The sequence below is a fragment of the Lautropia mirabilis genome (assembly GCF_900637555.1).
In the GTDB taxonomy this organism is placed as follows: Bacteria; Pseudomonadota; Gammaproteobacteria; order Burkholderiales; family Burkholderiaceae_E; genus Lautropia; species Lautropia mirabilis.
Genome location: NZ_LR134378.1, coordinates 27,813 through 44,014 on the forward strand (window position 1 = coordinate 27,813; position 16,202 = coordinate 44,014).

A 16,202-nucleotide genomic window follows, 5' to 3' on the forward strand; every position below is an offset into this window, starting at 1 on the left:
TCAGGGCTTCTTGACCTTCACCAGCTTGAAGTAGGTGATGTTGTTGGGATGGATCGGCACATCCAGACTGGGAATGGAGGCGTTGCTGATCATCTGGTCATGCAGCGGAATGTAGAAGCCCGCCTGGCGAGTGGCCTCCCAGATGCTCTGGATGGTGGCGTTGCGCTTGTCGCGGTTGCCTTCGGAGGACAGCGACTCGATCTGGGCATCCAGCTGCGGGTTGCTGTAACCCGTGATGTTCCAGGTGCCCAGACGATTCTTGCCCCGGGTGTGGACCAGGTAGTCGAAGACATAGGCCGAGTCGTGGGTGGGCACACCCCAGCCATACAGGTAGAAGTCGCTGTCGCCCTTGGTGAGCAGCGCATTGTGCAGGGCAAACGGCCGCGCCTGGACCGTGACCTTGACGCCGATGCGCGCCAGGAAACCCGCCACGGCAGTGGCGATGGCCTCGTCGTTCACGTAGCGATCATTGGGTGCATCCAGCGTGAGCGTGAAGCCCTCGGGGTAGCCGGCTTCGGTCAGCAGCTTGCGAGCGCGCGCCGGATCTGCCTTGGGATAGGCGGCCAGCGCCTTGGTGTAGCCATTGACGAAGGGAGCCGCCAGCATGCCGGTGGGGCTGGAGAGCCCACGCATCACGGCTTTCTGGATGGCATCACGGTCGATGGCCAGCGCCAGCGCCTCGCGCACCCGGGCATCGGCCAGCGGGTTGCGGTCGGTGACCGAGGAATGGCGCAGCTTGGCCGATCCCACGTCGAGCCCCAGGAAGATGGTGCGGTTCTCGAGCCCGCTGGCCACCTTCAGGTTGGCGTTGGACTTGAGGCGGGCCACGTCCTGGACAGGCACGTCCTGCAGGAAGTCGATCTCGCCGGACAGCAGGGCCGCCACCCGGGTCGCGGGCGACTTGATGGGCACATAGGTGAGCTCGGTGACCTGCAGCGGGAACTGGCCCTTGCCCCAGTAGGTGGGGTTGAGCTTCATGACCGTGCGCGAATCCACCTCACGCGAGACAAGCGTGTACGGGCCGGTACCGTTCACGTGGCGCGTGGCGTAGTTCTCGGTTTTTGACGCCGTGTCCTGGGGCGCCTCCGCCTGGTGAGCGCGTGTCCAGGCCTCACTCATGATGAAGAGATTGGTGAGGTTGTCGGGCAGCACCAGGTCCGGCCCCTGGGTCCTGATGTGGACGGTGAGCGGATCGACCGCCACCACCTCACGGACCGACGACAGCAACGACTTCATCTGCGAGGACGGCGCCTGGGCTCGCTTGAGCGAGAACACCACGTCAGCAGCCGTCAGCGGGGTTCCGTCATGGAACTTGACGCCCGGACGCAGCTTGAACGCCCAGACGGAGGGATCATCGGTCTGCTTCCAGCTTTCGGCCAGCGCACCCTGCAGCGAGTTGTCAGCCAGCCGGATCACCAGCGGCTCGTACATCTGATGCAGCAGGTTGAAATTGAGGCCGACGTTGACGGCGTGCGGGTCAAGCGTGGCGGGATCTGCCGAACGCGCCCAGCGCACGGGCGTGGCCTGGGTGGCCGCCAGCGGCAGCAGCGTGGTGGACAGCAGGGAAGCGACAAGCAGTTTCTTGATCATCTTGGTCCTTCGTTCGGCCAGCGGCCCTTGCAGGGGTTGCAAGAATGCCGCATTTCACGGTCGGCAGATAGAGAGGCACGCCCCTCCGAGCGGCGACGAACAAGGAAGCATATGCGGTTTTCGCATATGCGCGCAGGGTGTCGCGCTGGGCGTGAATGCCGGGCGTGGCCCCCCTCATGAAGGAACAATTCGGTTACACCTTCGACGCTGCAGCCCCAATCCTGTTGACTTTTCCCTGAGAGTTTCCCCAGAGAAAAGCCAGCGATCTTTCGCCATCCAAAATATGCATGATCAGTGGCGCATCTTCCGCTATTTGAGGCCTGCGACTGACAAATCGACTGCTTTCGAGCCATGAAGCGAAGAGCGGTCGCGAGAGCAGCCAGGAGCCCCTCCTGCTGAAATAGCGAGCAATACGTGAGGAGACGCAAGCGAGCGGAGAGCTTTCTCAGATACAAAACGTCCAAGACAGGCAACAGTTCTATAACAATAGTTAAATTTGACTAAATTTAAATAAATGTCGTCGACTTCAAACCAACACCCGCTGAAAAAACAGGCAATTGAGCGAATACATTAGCACTGTTCACGAATATTCACACTGGAAACGCTGTCACAACAAGATTCAGCGAAGTCCATACCGTCATGAATCCGCTGTCGTCGTATGCTCGACGCCGTTCATCGGCATAGAGATAGCGAATGATCACAACAGATGACGGAAGCATGAACCTCGTGTTCAAAAACACCGACACCCGTCGTTGTGAATCCCGGTCATGCTGATGATCGTCGATGATCCGGGAATGGACAGCAGGAAGATTCAGATCTTCTTGTGTTTGTCAAGGCCCTCTTGCCGACGAACGCGCTGCCCATGTCGCCCTGGATGGAGATCTTGCATGTTTTGTTGTAACTGAAAGTAATTTCATACAACGCTCATAGACCTCAGCCCTCTTCCGGCCGGCTCCGCTACCTGGGTACAGGACGCGAGGCCCCTTCTTTCGATCCTTTCCGTCCATTTCCATTCATTCCTAACCCGTCGACACTCATGAACAAGCCCTCGTCCAGAAAGTCCTCGCTTGCCATCGGCCTGCTGGCCCTGATGACCGTCAGTACCTCCATTCAGGCACAGAGTACCGGTGACGCCGTATGCGCGCGGCCGGCCCGAATGATCGCGGACCAGGGCTGGGGAGATGGCTATCTGGCGGGGATCAATCCGGCCTGGACGTGGTCGCACGCAGGCTACTCGATCAGCGCACTGGGTGGCTGGAGCCACTGGCCGTGGTGGGAGAAGCAGCGTCTGCCGCAATTCCGCGGCGTGGGTGGCACCTGGAACCGGCTGATGCCCTGGTTCGTGATCTCGGGGCCGCAGGGTAGCCGCAGCCCGGCCCATATCCAGGTGGGCCGGATGTCGGTGTTCTATTTCTCGCGCAGCACGCAGCGCTGGCGACTGCTGGCCAAGGACATCCGTCCCGAGATCGGCACCTGCACGGCCAATACCGCCCTGACCGATTGCCGCATGACCAGCTCGCCGGCGGCCACGGCCTACTCGCCGAACCCGCTGCATGGCTGGTTCAACTTCGTGAGCATTCCGGGTGACGTGCAGGCCATCTCGGTCAGCGTGCAGGCACGACTGATCAGCGGTGGCCGTGCGCTGATGACGGTGGGTGCCGACTACTACCCGCCGGCCCACATCAGCATGCGCGGCGTGGCGATCCCGGCTGCCGGCAATTCGGCCCCGAAATCGCTGCGCAACGGCTGGACGACGGTGACGATGACGACGCTGGCCGATCAGACGAACGACAACACCGGGATCAGCCGCAACGCGCTCTACCGCAACGCGCCCGCCTGCAGCAATCCGGCAAGCTGATCGCCACCGCGCCCGGCGCTCGGCCGGGCGCCCGCTGGCCTCAGCCTCCGTTGGCCAGCCCGCTTTCCACCATCTCGGCGGCGCGCAGCACCGCACGAGCCTTCATCTCGGTCTCCTGCCACTCCTTCTCGGGGACCGAGTCATAGACAACACCGGCCGCCGCCTGAACGTTCAGGATGCCGTCCTTGAGCACGCCGGTGCGGATGGCGATGGCCACGTCCATCTCGCCCGAATAGCTGAGGTAGCCACAAGCGCCGCCATAGATGCCGCGCTTGACGGGCTCCAGCTGCTCGATCAGTTCCATGGCACGCACCTTGGGCGCGCCGGTGAGCGTGCCGGCCGGGAAGGTGGCGCGCAGCACGTCAATGGCGTCCATCTCTTTCTCGAGCTGGCCCTGGACGTTGGAGACGATGTGGATGACGTGCGAGTATTTCTCGATGGCCATCTGCTCGGTAACCTTGACGGTACCGGTGCGGGCCAAGCGACCGATGTCGTTGCGGGCCAGGTCGATGAGCATCAGGTGCTCGGCACGCTCCTTCGGGTCGGCCAGCAGTTCCTCGGCAGCACGGGCATCATCGGCCTCTGTCAGTCCCCGCTTGCGGGTGCCGGCGATGGGCCGCAGGATGACACGCGGCTCGGGCCCCTTCTCCTGACGCACCAGGATCTCGGGCGAGGAGCCCGCCACGTGGAAGTCCCCGAAGTCGTAGTAGTACATGTAGGGGGACGGGTTGATGGAGCGCAGCGCCCGGTACAGGGACAGCGGTGAATGGGCAAAGGGCTTGCGCAACATCTGGCCGATCTGCACCTGCATCAGGTCACCGGCAATGATGTGTTCGCGGGCCACGGCCACGGTGGCCAGATAGTCTTCCTTCGCAAACGGGCGCTCGATGGGCGTATGCGCGGCATGGCCGCCCCCCCCCATCACCAGGTCCTCGGGGGCCAGGGCCGCGTTGCGCATCCGCATGCGCAGCTCGTGCAGCCGCTCACGGGCCTTGCCGTAGGCTTCGGGCTCGGACGGATCGGCATAAACGATGAGATAGATCATGCCGCTGAGGTTGTCGATAATGGCCAGCTCGTCCACCACCAGCAACAGCAGGTCGGGCACGCCGATGGGGTCGGGTTTCTCGACATTGCCGACCTTGGGCTCGATGAAGTGCACCACGTCGTAGCCGAAATAGCCGGCCAGACCACCGCAGAAGCGCGGTAGCCCGGGCAGCAGGTGGACGCGGTTGCGGCGCTGGTACTGCTGCACGAAGGCCAGCGGATCGCCCTCGACGGCCTCGATCACCTGGCCGTCACGCACCACCTCGATATGGGCACCCTTGGCACGAATGGCGGTCCGGGCCGGCAGGCCGATGAAGGAATAGCGGCCGAAGCGCTCGCCCCCCACCACGGATTCGAGCAGGAAGGAATTTCGACGGTTGGCGGAATCCGTCAGCTTGAGATAGAGGCCGAGCGGGCTGTCCAGATCGGCCAGCGTCTGCAGCATGACAGGGATGCGGTTATAGCCCTGTGCTGCCAGCGCCTTGAATTCGAGTTCGGTCATTTGCGATGCCTGGGAAAGATCTGCAGAACGGGCAAAAGCATACCAGTCTGTCAGCACATGGACGTATCGTCCGGGAACACATGTTCCCGGACAACATCGCCATGCGCCCCTTCCAGGACACGCGGCAAGGCGGAAACCGTCCCTTACGGCTTCGCCGACGGCGCAGTGGGTGTCAGCCCTCGCGACAGTTCCAGCCAGGTCGCCAGCTGATCCAGATCCTCGACCGTGGCGTCGGCATCGACCGAATCCAGCGGACGCCCCTCGTTGTAGCCGTAGGGCAGCATCACCACCGGCATGCGGGCGGCTCGCGCCGCCTGGGCGTCGTTGAGCGAGTCGCCCACCATCAGCACCTGACCGGGAGCCAGGTACCAGCGATGGGCTGCCTCCAGCAACGGCCCCGGATCCGGCTTCTTGGTGGGCAACGTGTCGCCGCCAATGAAGAAGTCGAAATACTGGCGCAGATGGAAATGCAGCAGCAGCGGCTGGATGTATTCCTGCGGCTTGTTGGTGACGCAGGCCATGGGCAGACCGATGTCTGCCATGCGCTTGAGGCCGCTGGCCACGCCCGGATAGAGGCGTGCCTCCTTGCCGTTGCAGTGCCGGTAGTGCGCATGGAAGCGCTTGCGCGCCTGCGCGAAGGCGTCGGAGCCTTCCTCGGTGGGTTGCCCGGCCGCCTCCAGCATGCGCAGGATGAGGCGATCGGCCCCCTTGCCCACGTAGGTGCCCACCTCGTCCACAGGGCGTGGCGCCAGCCCCAGATCGACCAGCATGCCGTTGGCCGCTGCCGCCAGGTCGGGGATGGTGTCCAGCAGCGTGCCGTCCAGGTCGAAGCACAGGGCGCGCACGGCAGCCAGCCGGAGCTGCATCCCGGGTGGCAGGGAGGATGACGACGGGACGTTGGCTTGTGACATGGTGGCTGGCTCCTGTAATGGCAGCGGATGCCCGCAGGCAGGGGCTTGCGCCTTTCACTTTCGCCCCTGGGCCCATGAAGTACCCAGGGGCAGCCAGAGCCGGCCTGCGGATCTGCGGCTCTAGGCCAGCGCCTCGCGGAAGCGCTTCAGGACTCCATGGTACCCCCCGTCCGGATCGGGCGCGCCGAAAACCGCCGAACCGGCCACGAAGGTATCGGCCCCTGCGGCGGCGATCTCGGCGATGTTGTCGACCTTGACGCCACCATCGACCTCCAGCCAGATGTCGCGGCCGCTGCGCGCCTTCTCGGCATCGATGCGCTGCCGTGCGTCACGCAGCTTGGCCAGCGTTCCGGGGATGAAGGATTGCCCCCCGAAACCGGGGTTGACCGACATGAGCAGCACGATGTCGAGCTGGTCCAGCGTGTAGTCCAGCCACGACAGCGGCGTGGCCGGGTTGAACACCAGACCCGCCTTGCAGCCACGCGAGCGGATCAGTTGCAGGGTCCGGTCCACGTGAGGGCTGGCCTCGGGGTGGAAGGTGATGATGTCGGCACCTGCATCGGCAAAGGCAGCAGCCAGCGAATCCACCGGCGAGACCATCAGGTGCACGTCGATGGGCATGCGGATGTGCGGTCGCAGCGCCTTGCAGACCATGGGTCCCACCGTCAGGTTGGGAACATAGTGGTTGTCCATTACATCGAAATGCAGAAGATCCGCGCCTGCGGCCTCGATGGCCTGCACTTCTTCCTTCAGCCTGCCGAAGTCGGCCGAAAGCATGCTGGGAGCGATCCGGTATGTCATGTGGCTTGCCCTGCCCTTGAAGCGAGTGTTGAATAGAATCATCACATTGTATTCAGGAACCCGCCCGGGTCCGCTGCCGGCAATACCCGGTCCGCGCCCGCCCTCACCCTCTTCCCAGGAATCGCCCATGACCCCGGAAAACCGGTATGCAGTGGACATCACCGTCGAGAGCCGCTACGTGGAGGAGCAGTCGGCGCCGATGGACGGCGTGTTCGCATTCGCCTACACCATCACCATCACCAACCGCGGCACGGTCGGCACGCAGCTGATCAGCCGGCACTGGATCATTCAGGACGACACCGGCGAGCGCCGCGAGGTGAAAGGGCTGGGCGTGGTGGGCCATCAGCCGCTGCTCAAGCCCGGAGAGAGCTTCCAGTACACCAGCGGCAGCCAGCTGCCCACCCCGGGGGGCACCATGCAGGGCAGCTACTTCTTCGTGGCCGAGGACGGTGCCCGCTTCGACGCCGAGATCCCGAGTTTTCCGCTGAACATGTCGCGGACGCTGCACTGAGGAACGACAGGGACATGCAGGACAGCACGAACGCCGCTCGGGCGGTGAACATCCATGGTGCATCGCTCAGTATCGGCATGACGCCAACGCAGCACCACTGCCTTGCCGGAGCAGCGCCCCGGCCGTCTGGAGCCGCCCGCCCCTCCCGGCGGCACCGCCGCGCACTGCCGGCCGCCTCGCTGGCGGTGCTGCTGGCGCTGGCTGCCTGCAGCACGACACCCACCAAACCCACCGCGCCGGCGGTGCCCGCTGAAATCCCCGTCAGTCGCCTGCCGGGCCTGGCCAGCGATGACCTGCAGGGCTTTGCCGACGCCGTGCGCCGGCAATGTGCGCTGCCCCGCCCCCCCGGCAAGTGGCCGGCGCTGTGTGCAGAGTTTGCCCTGCTGGGTGACGACGCTGCACTGCGCCAGTGGCTGGGCAGCCGCTTCGTAGCCCGGGAATTGCTGGATGCCGGCCAGCCCGATGGCCTGCTGACGGGCTATTACGAGCCGCTGCTGACCGGCAGCCGGATGCAGGAGCGTCCGAACCAGGTCCCCCTTCGGGCCATCCCCACCGACCTGCTGACCATCGACCTGAGCGCGGTGCAGCCCCAGCTGAAGGGCCTGCGGCTGCGTGGCCGCTTGGACGGTCAGCGCGTGGTGCCCTATGCCGACCGCCGCGAGATCGAGACCCGCGAGACGAAGCGTGGCTATGCCACGCAGCCGGTGATCGCCTGGCTGGATGATCCGGTGGATGCCTTCTTCCTGGAGATCCAGGGTTCAGGCCGTGTTCAGCTGCGCGACGGCTCGCTGATCCGTGTGGGCTACGCCGACCAGAACGGGCATCCGTACCAGGCCATCGGCCGGACGCTGGTGCAGCAGGGCGCCCTCAAGCGCGAGGAAGTGACAGCGCCCGCCATTCAACAATGGCTGCGTGAGCATCCGGCGCAGGCGCGCCAGGTGATGCAGACCAACCCGGGCGTGGTGTTCTTCCGCGAACTGGCCACCGACCCGGCCGATCCCGAAGCAGGCCCCGTCGGCGCACTGGGGGTGCCACTGACCCCCGGGCGCTCGCTGGCGGTGGACCGCAGCCGCATCCCACTGGGCTCGGCCGTGTTCATCCAGAGCACCCACCCGGTCAGCCAGCAGCCGATGGAGCGGCTGATGCTGGCACAGGACACGGGTGGCGCCATCAAGGGCGGGCGCCGTGCCGACTACTTCTGGGGGTTCGGCCACGAGGCCGGCCTGAACGCCGGCCTGATGAAGGCGCCGGTGCGCATGTGGCTGCTGGCGCCCCGATAGGAAGGGATCAGCCCTTCTTGGCCGTAGCCTTGCCCTGAGCGTCGAGCAGCTGCTCCAGCTGCTCCGGCGAGATGGCGCCCGGCACACGGTTGCCGTCCGGGAAGAACAGCGTGGGCGTGCCGGTGACGTTGAGCTTGCGGCCCAGGGCCAGCACTTCCTGCACCGGCGTCTTGCAGTCACCCGCGTTGTCGGGCTCCTTGCCGTTGCTCATCAGATCGGCCCAGGCTGAGGACGGATCCTTCGCGCACCAAGCCTTCTGCGACTTGGTCAGCGACGACGGCGCCAGGATCGGATAGGTGAAGGTATAGATGGTCAGGTCGTCGATGCCGGCCAGCACGCTGCGCATCCGGCGGCAGTACGAGCAGTTCGGATCCTCGAAGATGGCCAGCACGCGCTTGCCATTGCCATGGACCTGCTTGATGGCCTTGTCCAGCGGTAGGTCACGCTTGAAGTCGATGCGCGACAGCTCGGTGGCACGCTCACGCGTGAGGTTGCGCTGATTCTCGATGTCGATCAGCTCCCCCTCGGCCAGCACGTACTTGCCGGCACCATCCGCATAGACCAGTATCTGGCCGACCTGCACCTCGTAGAGGCCCGGGATCGGCGTGGGGCGGATCTCCTCGATCTTCATGCCGGTGTTGCCCGCCATCAGGCGCTGCAGACCATTGCGGATGGCGGTCTGGGTGGCATCATCGACCTTGCCCGATGCGGCCTGGGCAGCCGTCGCCACGGACTCTGCCGGAGACTGTCCGTTGTCAGCCTTCGTCTCGGCCGCCGACAGCGGGGCCGCCAGCCAGGTTGCCATCATGCCCGCGGCCAGCATCTGGCCAACGGTACGGCGCAGGGCACGGCCGTGGCCATGCGTCGAGCGCATCTTTTCGATCATGGAATATCTCGCTTTGAGTGGTAATGACGGGCCGGGCGCTGCCGATACCCCCTCCCGGGCGGGTCACTGGCAGCCCTGGCCTCTATAAAAAGAAACGGGATTCCGGCTCAACGAATCGCGTGAGCGATCAGTTGACGTCTGGCCCAGCCGGAGGTGGCCACCGCCTTCCAGCCCAGATTGCGCACCATGGCCAGCGGCGGGGGCAGCGCCGGGCCGAAGACCTGGTGCAGCCCGGTCATCAGCGCCTGCATGGTGGCCACCGGCTCACGACGCGCCCTTTCATAGCGACGCAGCGCCAGCCAGGAAGGATGGCCGTGCGACCACCGGGCCTCGCCCCCCAGCAAGGCATCCGCCAGGGCCTGCACATCACCGAAGCCCAGATTCATGCCCTGCCCGGCCATGGGATGCACGACGTGCGCTGCATCCCCGATCATGGCAAAGGCTGGGGCGATGACGCGCGCGCAGCTGACGGAACGCAGCGGGAAACTGGCAGCCGGCGTGATGCATCGCAGATTTCCCAACGCACCGCGCGCCTGCGCCGCCACCTGGCGCGCCAGCTCATCGGCCGGCATCTCCAGAAGCGCCTGCGCCCAGTCAGTGGGCGCCGACCATACCAGGCTGACCCTCCCCTGCCCCGCAGGCCGGCCAATGGGGGTGAGCGGCAGCAGCGCCATCACCCCCAGATCGCCATCGAACCATTGCCAGGCAGCATCCCGCGTAGGAAGAGAACTGTCGAAGTTGGCCACGACCGCCGTCTGACCATAGTCACGCACCATGACGGACAGCCCGGCCAGCTCGCGCAGCGCCGAGCGTGCACCGTCGGCCGCCACCACCAACCCTGCCTCCCAGCCCTGGCCATCGGCCAGCGTCAGTCGTGCCGGCGTGCGCCCGTCGGCCTGGGCCGGCAGCACCAGCGACGACACGCTGCCCTGCACCCGCTGCAGCGGCAGCGAACGTGCAGCCTCGGCCACGGCAGCATCCAGCGCCTGCTGAAGGTTGCGGCCCTCGACAATGGTGGCCAGCGTCTCGATGTTGCCCTGGAAGGCCTCAAGTCGCAGGCTTTCCTGCGCATCGCCACCATCCTGGTCATGAAAGAGCCGCATGTCATGCACCGGGGCAAGACGCAGGGCATCCAGCCGCTCCCAAACGCCCAGCGACTGCAGGAGCTGCATGCTGGCAGGCGACAGCGCGAACACCCTCGCGTCCCAGTCGTCCGGCGCGAGAGGTTTTCCGCCCCCCGGTTCTGCCGCAGGACGAGGATCGATCAGCGCCACACGCCGGCCAGCGCGTGCGAAGGCCAGCGCGGCCGCTGCGCCGACGCTGCCCGCCCCTACAATGGCCACATCACAGGTATTCATCCCGCCAGTATATCGGCGCGCAGCCGCAGAACGTGTCACGAAACCGTGACCTTTCCCCCAAGCTGTAGCACGCGCCACGACATCCCGGAAGCCACCTTGCCCTGGATGCGCTCCGGGGTCGAACACGCAGGATTTGTGTTTTCAAAATACCTGGGATAGAATCGCGTGCTCAGACAGCAACGGTTGTTCAACGGCTGCCTGACAAAGGCCAAGTAGCTCAGTTGGTAGAGCAGAGGACTGAAAATCCTTGTGTCGGTGGTTCGATTCCGCCCTTGGCCACCAGATTCAACGCCCGGTCATGGCAACATGGCCGGGCGTTTTTCATTTGCGCGCATGAAAAGCGCTGGCTGTGAGGCGCTGGCTCTGGGGAAACGTCCCCTCGAAGCCCTGCGAAGGGCCCCTTCAGGACAGATCCTCATCGTTGCCATATGCATTTTCCCTGAAGAATGGATACCGGAGACACCCATTCATGGGCGACAGGTCGCATGCCCGACGCGAGGGATGAACAGCGTCTGAATTGACAGAAATCAAACAGAATTGACTCGCATCAATCTATGAAACGCCCCCCTGCTCTATCCTTGAAATGTCAGTTAACAAGTCGGTCTAGAAAACGGTCTGACGCAAGGAGAGAACAGCATGAGCCTCAAAGCCCAGGACTCCCATGGGGAAAAAGAACCCGCCGGCATCGGCAGACGGCGCTTCCTGAACGCTGCAGCGGCCTTGGGCATCGGCAGTGTGGCGCTGGCCGGATGCAAGGAAGACAGCCCCAAGAACGCACCGGCTGATGCCGCTGGCGCACCCGCAGGCGCGCCCCCCGAGCATGACGCTCATGTAGGCGGCGCCGGCACCACCGAAGTCAAGCCGGGCCAGCTCGACACCCACTATGGCCTCTGGAGCAGCGGCCACTCGGGCGACGCACGCATCCTGGGCATCCCGTCGGGCCGTGAGCTGGCGCGCATGCCCTGCTTCGTGACCGACCACCTGACGGGCTGGGGCCTCACCAACGAATCCAAGGCCATCATGGGCACCAACCCCGATGGCTCGCTGCAGTACACCGTGGGCGACACCCACCACATCCAGGCCTCCTACAAGGACGGCATCTACGACGGCAAGTACTGCTGGGTGAACGACAAGATCAACGCCCGCCTGGCCCGCTTCCGCCTGGACTACATGGTGTGCGACAAGATCACCAAGCTGCCGAACGTCCAGGGCTTCCACGGCATCTTCCCCGACAAGCGCGACCCGGTCGACCCGGCCATCAACTACACCACGCGCGTGTTCTGCGGCCAGGAATTCCGCGTTCCGCTGCCCAACCACGGCAAGGACATCGAGGACGCCACCAAGTACGGCGCGCTCTTCACCTGCGTGAACGCCCTGACGATGGAAGTGAAGTGGCAGGCACGCATCGACGGCAACTGCGACCTGGTTGCCACCTCGTTCGACGGCAAGCTGGCTGCCACCAACCAGTACAACCTGGAAGAAGGTGAGTACTACACCGACATGATGTCGTTCGAACGGGATGCCTGCCTGTTCTTCAACGTGGCCCGTATCGAGCAGGCCGTGAAGGAAGGCAAGTTCACCACCATCGGCGACTCCAAGGTGCCCGTGGTCGAAGGCCGCATCGAGTTCAACAAGGATCCGAAGACGGCGCTGGTGTGCCGCGTGTCGGTGCCGAAGAACCCGCACGGCGTGAATGCCTCGCCCGACGGCAAGTACTTCGTGTGCTCGGGCAAGCTCTCGCCCACCTGCACCGTCATCGAGCTGCAGAAGGTGCTGGACTGGTTCGACGGCAAGCTGGACGACCCGGACAAGGCCATCGTGGCCGAGCCCGAAGTGGGCCTGGGACCGCTGCACACGACCTTCGACGGCCGCGGCAACGCCTACACCACGCTGTTCCTGGACAGCCAGGTCTGCAAGTGGAACGTCGAGAAGGCCATCAAGAAGTACGCCGGCGACAAGACGATCAACCCGATCGTGCACAAGATCGACGTGATGTACCAGCCTGGCCACATCAACGCCACCTGCGCCGAGACGCGTGCTGCTGACGGCATCTGGATGGCCGTGGGCAACAAGTTCTCGAAGGACCGCTTCCTGCCGGTGGGCCCGCTGCACGCCGAGAACGACCAGCTGCTGGACATCACGGGCGAGCAGATGATTCTGGCGCACGACAACGCCGTCCGTCCGGAGCCGCACGACTTCGTGATCTTCCCGCGCGACTGGCTGCATCCGAAGCAGGTCTACAATATGGATGACTTTCCGATGGCCACCAAGGACGCATCGGAAGCCGGCGTCACGCGCAATGGCAACAAGGTCACGGTGAAGATGGTGTCGTTCGCCCCGTCCTATGAGCCTTCGGATGTGAAGCTGAAGGTGGGCGACGAGGTCACCTGGTACCTGACCAACATCGACAAGGTGGAAGACCTGACCCACGGGTTTGCGATTCCGGAGTACAACATCCAGTTCATCGTGAACCCGCAGGAAACCGTCTCGGTGACCTTCAAGGTCGACAAGCCGGGTCTGTTCTGGTTCTACTGCACCAACTTCTGCCATGCGCTTCACCTTGAAATGCGCGGCCGCATGATGGTCGAACCCTGATCGATCCTTCCTGATCTGATTGGAGACAAAGGCGAATGGCCGGCAGCCGGGCTGTGATGAGCAGCCCCGGTTCCCGGCCATTTTCGATGGATCATGAATTCTTTCCGGATCTCAGCTAGACATGAAATGGACCTCTCTTGGGAGGGGGCTGTTGGCGGCTGCCGCCTTCGGCCTGCTGTCCCTGAATGCATCGGCCCGGCCCGCAGCAGGGGCCGGCGGTTCCCAGGCGTACGAAGCCAATCTGCCCCCCGATCTGGCCACGGCGCCGGACATGTGTGCGCTGGTGCCCTGCAAGGACGTCTTCCCGGGCGCCACGTCGTTCTCGCAACGCAAGGGCCAGCCGCCCTACGTGGAGGCGCTGGGCGGTCCCGATGGAAAGCAGGTGCTGGGCTATGTGATGCTGTCGACCGACATCACCGACACGCCCGCCTATTCCGGAAAGCCTGTCGTCACGCTGATCGGGATGGACAAGGAAGGCAAGTATGTCGGTGTGAAGGTGCTCAAGCACTCCGAGCCGATCCTTCTGCTGGGCATTCCTGAATCAGCGCTGCTGAAATTCAACGACCAGTATCTGGGTCGCTCCGTCAAGGACAACATCGAGGTGGGCCAGTCCCGCCCCGAAGACAACGTGATCGGCGTGGACGCCATCTCGGGCGCCACCGTCACCGTGGTGGCCCAGAACCAGGTCATCATGACCTCGGGTGCCGCCGTGGCGCGCCAGGTCGGCATCCTCAAGCCCATCGAGCGCAAGCCGGTGCAGTATGTGCAGCCCAAGGCAGGTCAGCCCCTGCCCGACTGGAACACGCTGGTCAAGCAGGGCGCCATCGGCAAGCTCGTGGTGCAGCCCCAGCAGGTGGGGCTGGATGCCACCGGCTCGCCCTTCATCGAGCTGTGGTATGGTTCGCTCAACTCTCCCATCGTGGGCCCCGCCATCCTGGGTGAGAACACCTGGCAGAAACTGCGCGAGAACCTGAAGGAAGGCGAGAACGCCATCTTCATCATCCGCACCGACGGCAAGGCGTCCTTCAAGGGCTCGGGCTTCGTGCGGGGCGGCATCTACGACCGCATCCAGGTCCACCAGGGGAACGACTCGTTCACCTTCCGCGACACCGACGCGCAGAACCTGTACAGCATCAAGGCCAAGGGCGCACCGTCGTATTCCGAATCCGGCATCTTCATCATCCGCTCCAAGGGCTTCTCGGCCGCCTACCCGTGGAAACTGAGTTTCCTGGGCAACAAGCTCGACCGCAGCACCGGTACCAAGACCTTCACGGCCTTCGAGAGCGAATACTGGCTGCCGGCCCAGTATCTGGTGGGCGGGCATCCGAAGGTGGTTCGCCCCGATCCGGCCTGGCTGAAGCAATGGAAGGCCAAGTGGGTACAGCTGGTGCTCTTCGGCATCATGCTGACGGCCATTGCCGTGGTCTATGCCTTCCGCGAGCGGCTCACGCGGCTTTCCACGCACAAGAACAAGTGGCCGGTCAACGGCTTCAAGTATCCGTTCTGGATCCTCAGCATCTTCTGGGTGGGCTTCGGACTGCTGGCGCAGCCGTCGGTCACGCAGGTGCTCACCTGGTTCCATTCCATCCTCTTCAAGTGGGAATGGACGCTGTTCCTGAGCGACCCGTTCCTGTTCCTGTTCTGGATCTTCATCTTCGTCACCGTCTTCATCTTCGGACGCGGTCTGTTCTGCGGCTGGGCCTGCCCGTTCGGCTCGCTGCAGGAAGGCCTGCACGTCATCGGCGAGAAGATTGGTCTCAAGCGCTTCCAGTTCCTTCTGCCCATGAAATGGCACAACCGGCTGAAGTGGGTGAAGTACGGCGTGTTCTTCGTGCTGCTGGCCGTGTCGCTGTTCTCGATGGTCGAGGCCGAGAAGCTGGCCGAGGTGGAGCCCTTCAAGACCACCTTCCTGGTGGGCATCACCAACCGCAGCTGGCCCTACGGGCTGTTCGTGCTGACCATCCTGGGACTGGCCATCTTCACCGAGCGGCCGTACTGCAAGTACATCTGCCCGCTGGGTGCCTCGCTGGCCATGCCCAGCACGTTCCGCTGGTTCGGCCTCAAGCGCAAGCCCGACTGCAACAAGTGCAAGGCCTGCGCCAAGGACTGCGGCTCGCTGGCCATCAATGCCGACGGCCAGATCGACCACCGCGAGTGCCTGCACTGTCTGGACTGCCTGATCCTGTACACCGATGACAAGGCCTGCCCGCCGCTGGCCAAGGAACGCAAGGTGCGTGAGCGCAATGGGCAGCCGCTGACCCCGATCGGCAAGGACGGCTACTACATCCCGATCATCCCCGAAACACCCACGCCGGCGCAGCTTCCCGTCAAGGGCGTCGATCCGCGCTGGCCGTCCGAACGGGTTCACCCCCGGGTGGAAAGTCTGGAGGGCGGCCGCCGCTGGCTGGGCGAGATCATCGACCACCTGTGGCCGTTCAGCCGCGAAGCCTGGCAGGCCAGCCATCTGGTCGTGGCCGTGGGGGTTGCCCTGGCCCTGGCTGCCACCCTGGTGTGGATCCTGGCCGCCAGCGGCAGCGCCTCGCCGCTGGGCGTGATCGGTGCCTGGTTCGGCTGGAGCGTGTTCGAGGTGCTGGTGCGCCTTCAGGGCAAGCGCTACGTGAAGGATGGCCCGTGGTGGCGCAAAACCTACCGCCATGCTAACGTCATGGACATGATCAGCTATGTATCATTCAAGAACCTGCTGATCGGCGCGGCACTGTTCTGGTTGCTGACCCGCTCCGGTGCGCTGGTGCTCTGATGGCATCTCCCCGATCATCCATGACAATATCCAGAGAGACCCTGCCCGGCGCACGCCGGGCCACAAAACTGCGCCCACTCGCCGGCCTGCTGTTGCTGGCCGGCCTGC

General features: G+C 64.3%; 11 protein-coding genes and 1 tRNA gene. 6 read left to right on the top strand and 6 right to left on the bottom strand.

Going from position 1 to position 16,202, the window contains the following annotated elements; all coding sequences use genetic code 11:
* Positions 1-1,590: an ABC transporter substrate-binding protein gene (locus EL249_RS00120; protein WP_005675149.1), complete on the bottom strand. Its 1,590-nt coding sequence runs from the start codon at positions 1,588-1,590 to the stop codon at positions 1-3.
* A gap of 1,036 nt (positions 1,591-2,626) precedes the next feature.
* Here EL249_RS00120 and EL249_RS00125 point away from each other — a divergent pair.
* Complete coding sequence (locus EL249_RS00125; protein WP_005675148.1) at positions 2,627-3,448, top strand: hypothetical protein; 822 nt, start codon at positions 2,627-2,629, stop codon at positions 3,446-3,448.
* Between the two features lie 40 nt (positions 3,449-3,488).
* Here the strand turns inward: EL249_RS00125 and trpE are convergent, their stop codons facing one another.
* The 3 genes from trpE to rpe form a co-directional block, all read right to left on the bottom strand.
* Positions 3,489-4,994: an anthranilate synthase component I gene (gene trpE / locus EL249_RS00130; RefSeq protein WP_005675147.1), complete on the bottom strand. Its 1,506-nt coding sequence runs from the start codon at positions 4,992-4,994 to the stop codon at positions 3,489-3,491.
* 143 nt (positions 4,995-5,137) lie between these two features.
* Entirely contained in the window at positions 5,138-5,905 is a 768-nt protein-coding gene (locus EL249_RS00135; protein WP_005675145.1) for a phosphoglycolate phosphatase, read from the bottom strand.
* A 120-nt stretch (positions 5,906-6,025) separates the two neighbouring features.
* Positions 6,026-6,748: a ribulose-phosphate 3-epimerase gene (gene rpe / locus EL249_RS00140; RefSeq protein WP_005675144.1), complete on the bottom strand. Its 723-nt coding sequence runs from the start codon at positions 6,746-6,748 to the stop codon at positions 6,026-6,028.
* 85 nt (positions 6,749-6,833) lie between these two features.
* On the opposite strand from rpe, the gene apaG reads away from it, so the two are divergent.
* Both apaG and mltA read left to right on the top strand, forming a co-directional pair.
* Positions 6,834-7,217 (top strand): Co2+/Mg2+ efflux facilitator ApaG/CorD, encoded by a 384-nt coding sequence (apaG, locus tag EL249_RS00145; protein ID WP_005675142.1) that lies wholly within the window; start codon positions 6,834-6,836, stop codon positions 7,215-7,217.
* 14 nt (positions 7,218-7,231) lie between these two features.
* The gene (gene mltA / locus EL249_RS00150; RefSeq protein ID WP_005675141.1) at positions 7,232-8,497 is read left to right on the top strand and encodes a murein transglycosylase A; all 1,266 of its coding nucleotides are present in this window, start codon (positions 7,232-7,234) and stop codon (positions 8,495-8,497) included.
* Between the two features lie 7 nt (positions 8,498-8,504).
* On the opposite strand, the gene EL249_RS00155 is transcribed toward mltA, so the two are convergent.
* Both EL249_RS00155 and EL249_RS00160 read right to left on the bottom strand, forming a co-directional pair.
* Positions 8,505-9,383, bottom strand: a complete 879-nt coding sequence (locus EL249_RS00155; RefSeq protein WP_005675140.1) for a DsbC family protein — start codon at positions 9,381-9,383, stop codon at positions 8,505-8,507.
* Positions 9,384-9,490: 107 nt separating this feature from the next.
* Positions 9,491-10,741: an FAD-dependent monooxygenase gene (locus tag EL249_RS00160; RefSeq protein WP_005675138.1), complete on the bottom strand. Its 1,251-nt coding sequence runs from the start codon at positions 10,739-10,741 to the stop codon at positions 9,491-9,493.
* 206 nt (positions 10,742-10,947) lie between these two features.
* Between EL249_RS00160 and EL249_RS00165 the strand changes: the two genes are divergently transcribed.
* From EL249_RS00165 to EL249_RS00175, 3 genes are all read left to right on the top strand, one after another.
* A tRNA-Phe gene (locus EL249_RS00165) sits at positions 10,948-11,023 on the top strand.
* A 354-nt stretch (positions 11,024-11,377) separates the two neighbouring features.
* Positions 11,378-13,336 carry a TAT-dependent nitrous-oxide reductase gene (gene nosZ / locus EL249_RS00170; RefSeq protein WP_005675136.1) on the top strand — a complete coding sequence of 653 codons (1,959 nt, stop codon included), beginning with the start codon at positions 11,378-11,380 and terminating at the stop codon, positions 13,334-13,336.
* Between the two features lie 121 nt (positions 13,337-13,457).
* Positions 13,458-16,094: a NosR/NirI family protein gene (locus EL249_RS00175; RefSeq protein WP_005675135.1), complete on the top strand. Its 2,637-nt coding sequence runs from the start codon at positions 13,458-13,460 to the stop codon at positions 16,092-16,094.
* Positions 16,095-16,202: the final 108 nt, after the last annotated feature.

Bases quoted from the DNA above. Each gene is read 5' to 3' on its own strand.
- EL249_RS00120 (WP_005675149.1), bottom strand. From the start codon at position 1,590: ATGATCAAGAAACTGCTTGTCGCTTCCCTGCTGTCCACCACGCTGCTG.
- EL249_RS00125 (WP_005675148.1), top strand. From the start codon at position 2,627: ATGAACAAGCCCTCGTCCAGAAAGTCCTCGCTTGCCATCGGCCTGCTG.
- trpE (WP_005675147.1), bottom strand. From the start codon at position 4,994: ATGACCGAACTCGAATTCAAGGCGCTGGCAGCACAGGGCTATAACCGC.
- EL249_RS00135 (WP_005675145.1), bottom strand. From the start codon at position 5,905: ATGTCACAAGCCAACGTCCCGTCGTCATCCTCCCTGCCACCCGGGATG.
- rpe (WP_005675144.1), bottom strand. From the start codon at position 6,748: ATGATTCTATTCAACACTCGCTTCAAGGGCAGGGCAAGCCACATGACA.
- apaG (WP_005675142.1), top strand. From the start codon at position 6,834: ATGACCCCGGAAAACCGGTATGCAGTGGACATCACCGTCGAGAGCCGC.
- mltA (WP_005675141.1), top strand. From the start codon at position 7,232: ATGCAGGACAGCACGAACGCCGCTCGGGCGGTGAACATCCATGGTGCA.
- EL249_RS00155 (WP_005675140.1), bottom strand. From the start codon at position 9,383: ATGATCGAAAAGATGCGCTCGACGCATGGCCACGGCCGTGCCCTGCGC.
- EL249_RS00160 (WP_005675138.1), bottom strand. From the start codon at position 10,741: ATGAATACCTGTGATGTGGCCATTGTAGGGGCGGGCAGCGTCGGCGCA.
- nosZ (WP_005675136.1), top strand. From the start codon at position 11,378: ATGAGCCTCAAAGCCCAGGACTCCCATGGGGAAAAAGAACCCGCCGGC.
- EL249_RS00175 (WP_005675135.1), top strand. From the start codon at position 13,458: ATGAAATGGACCTCTCTTGGGAGGGGGCTGTTGGCGGCTGCCGCCTTC.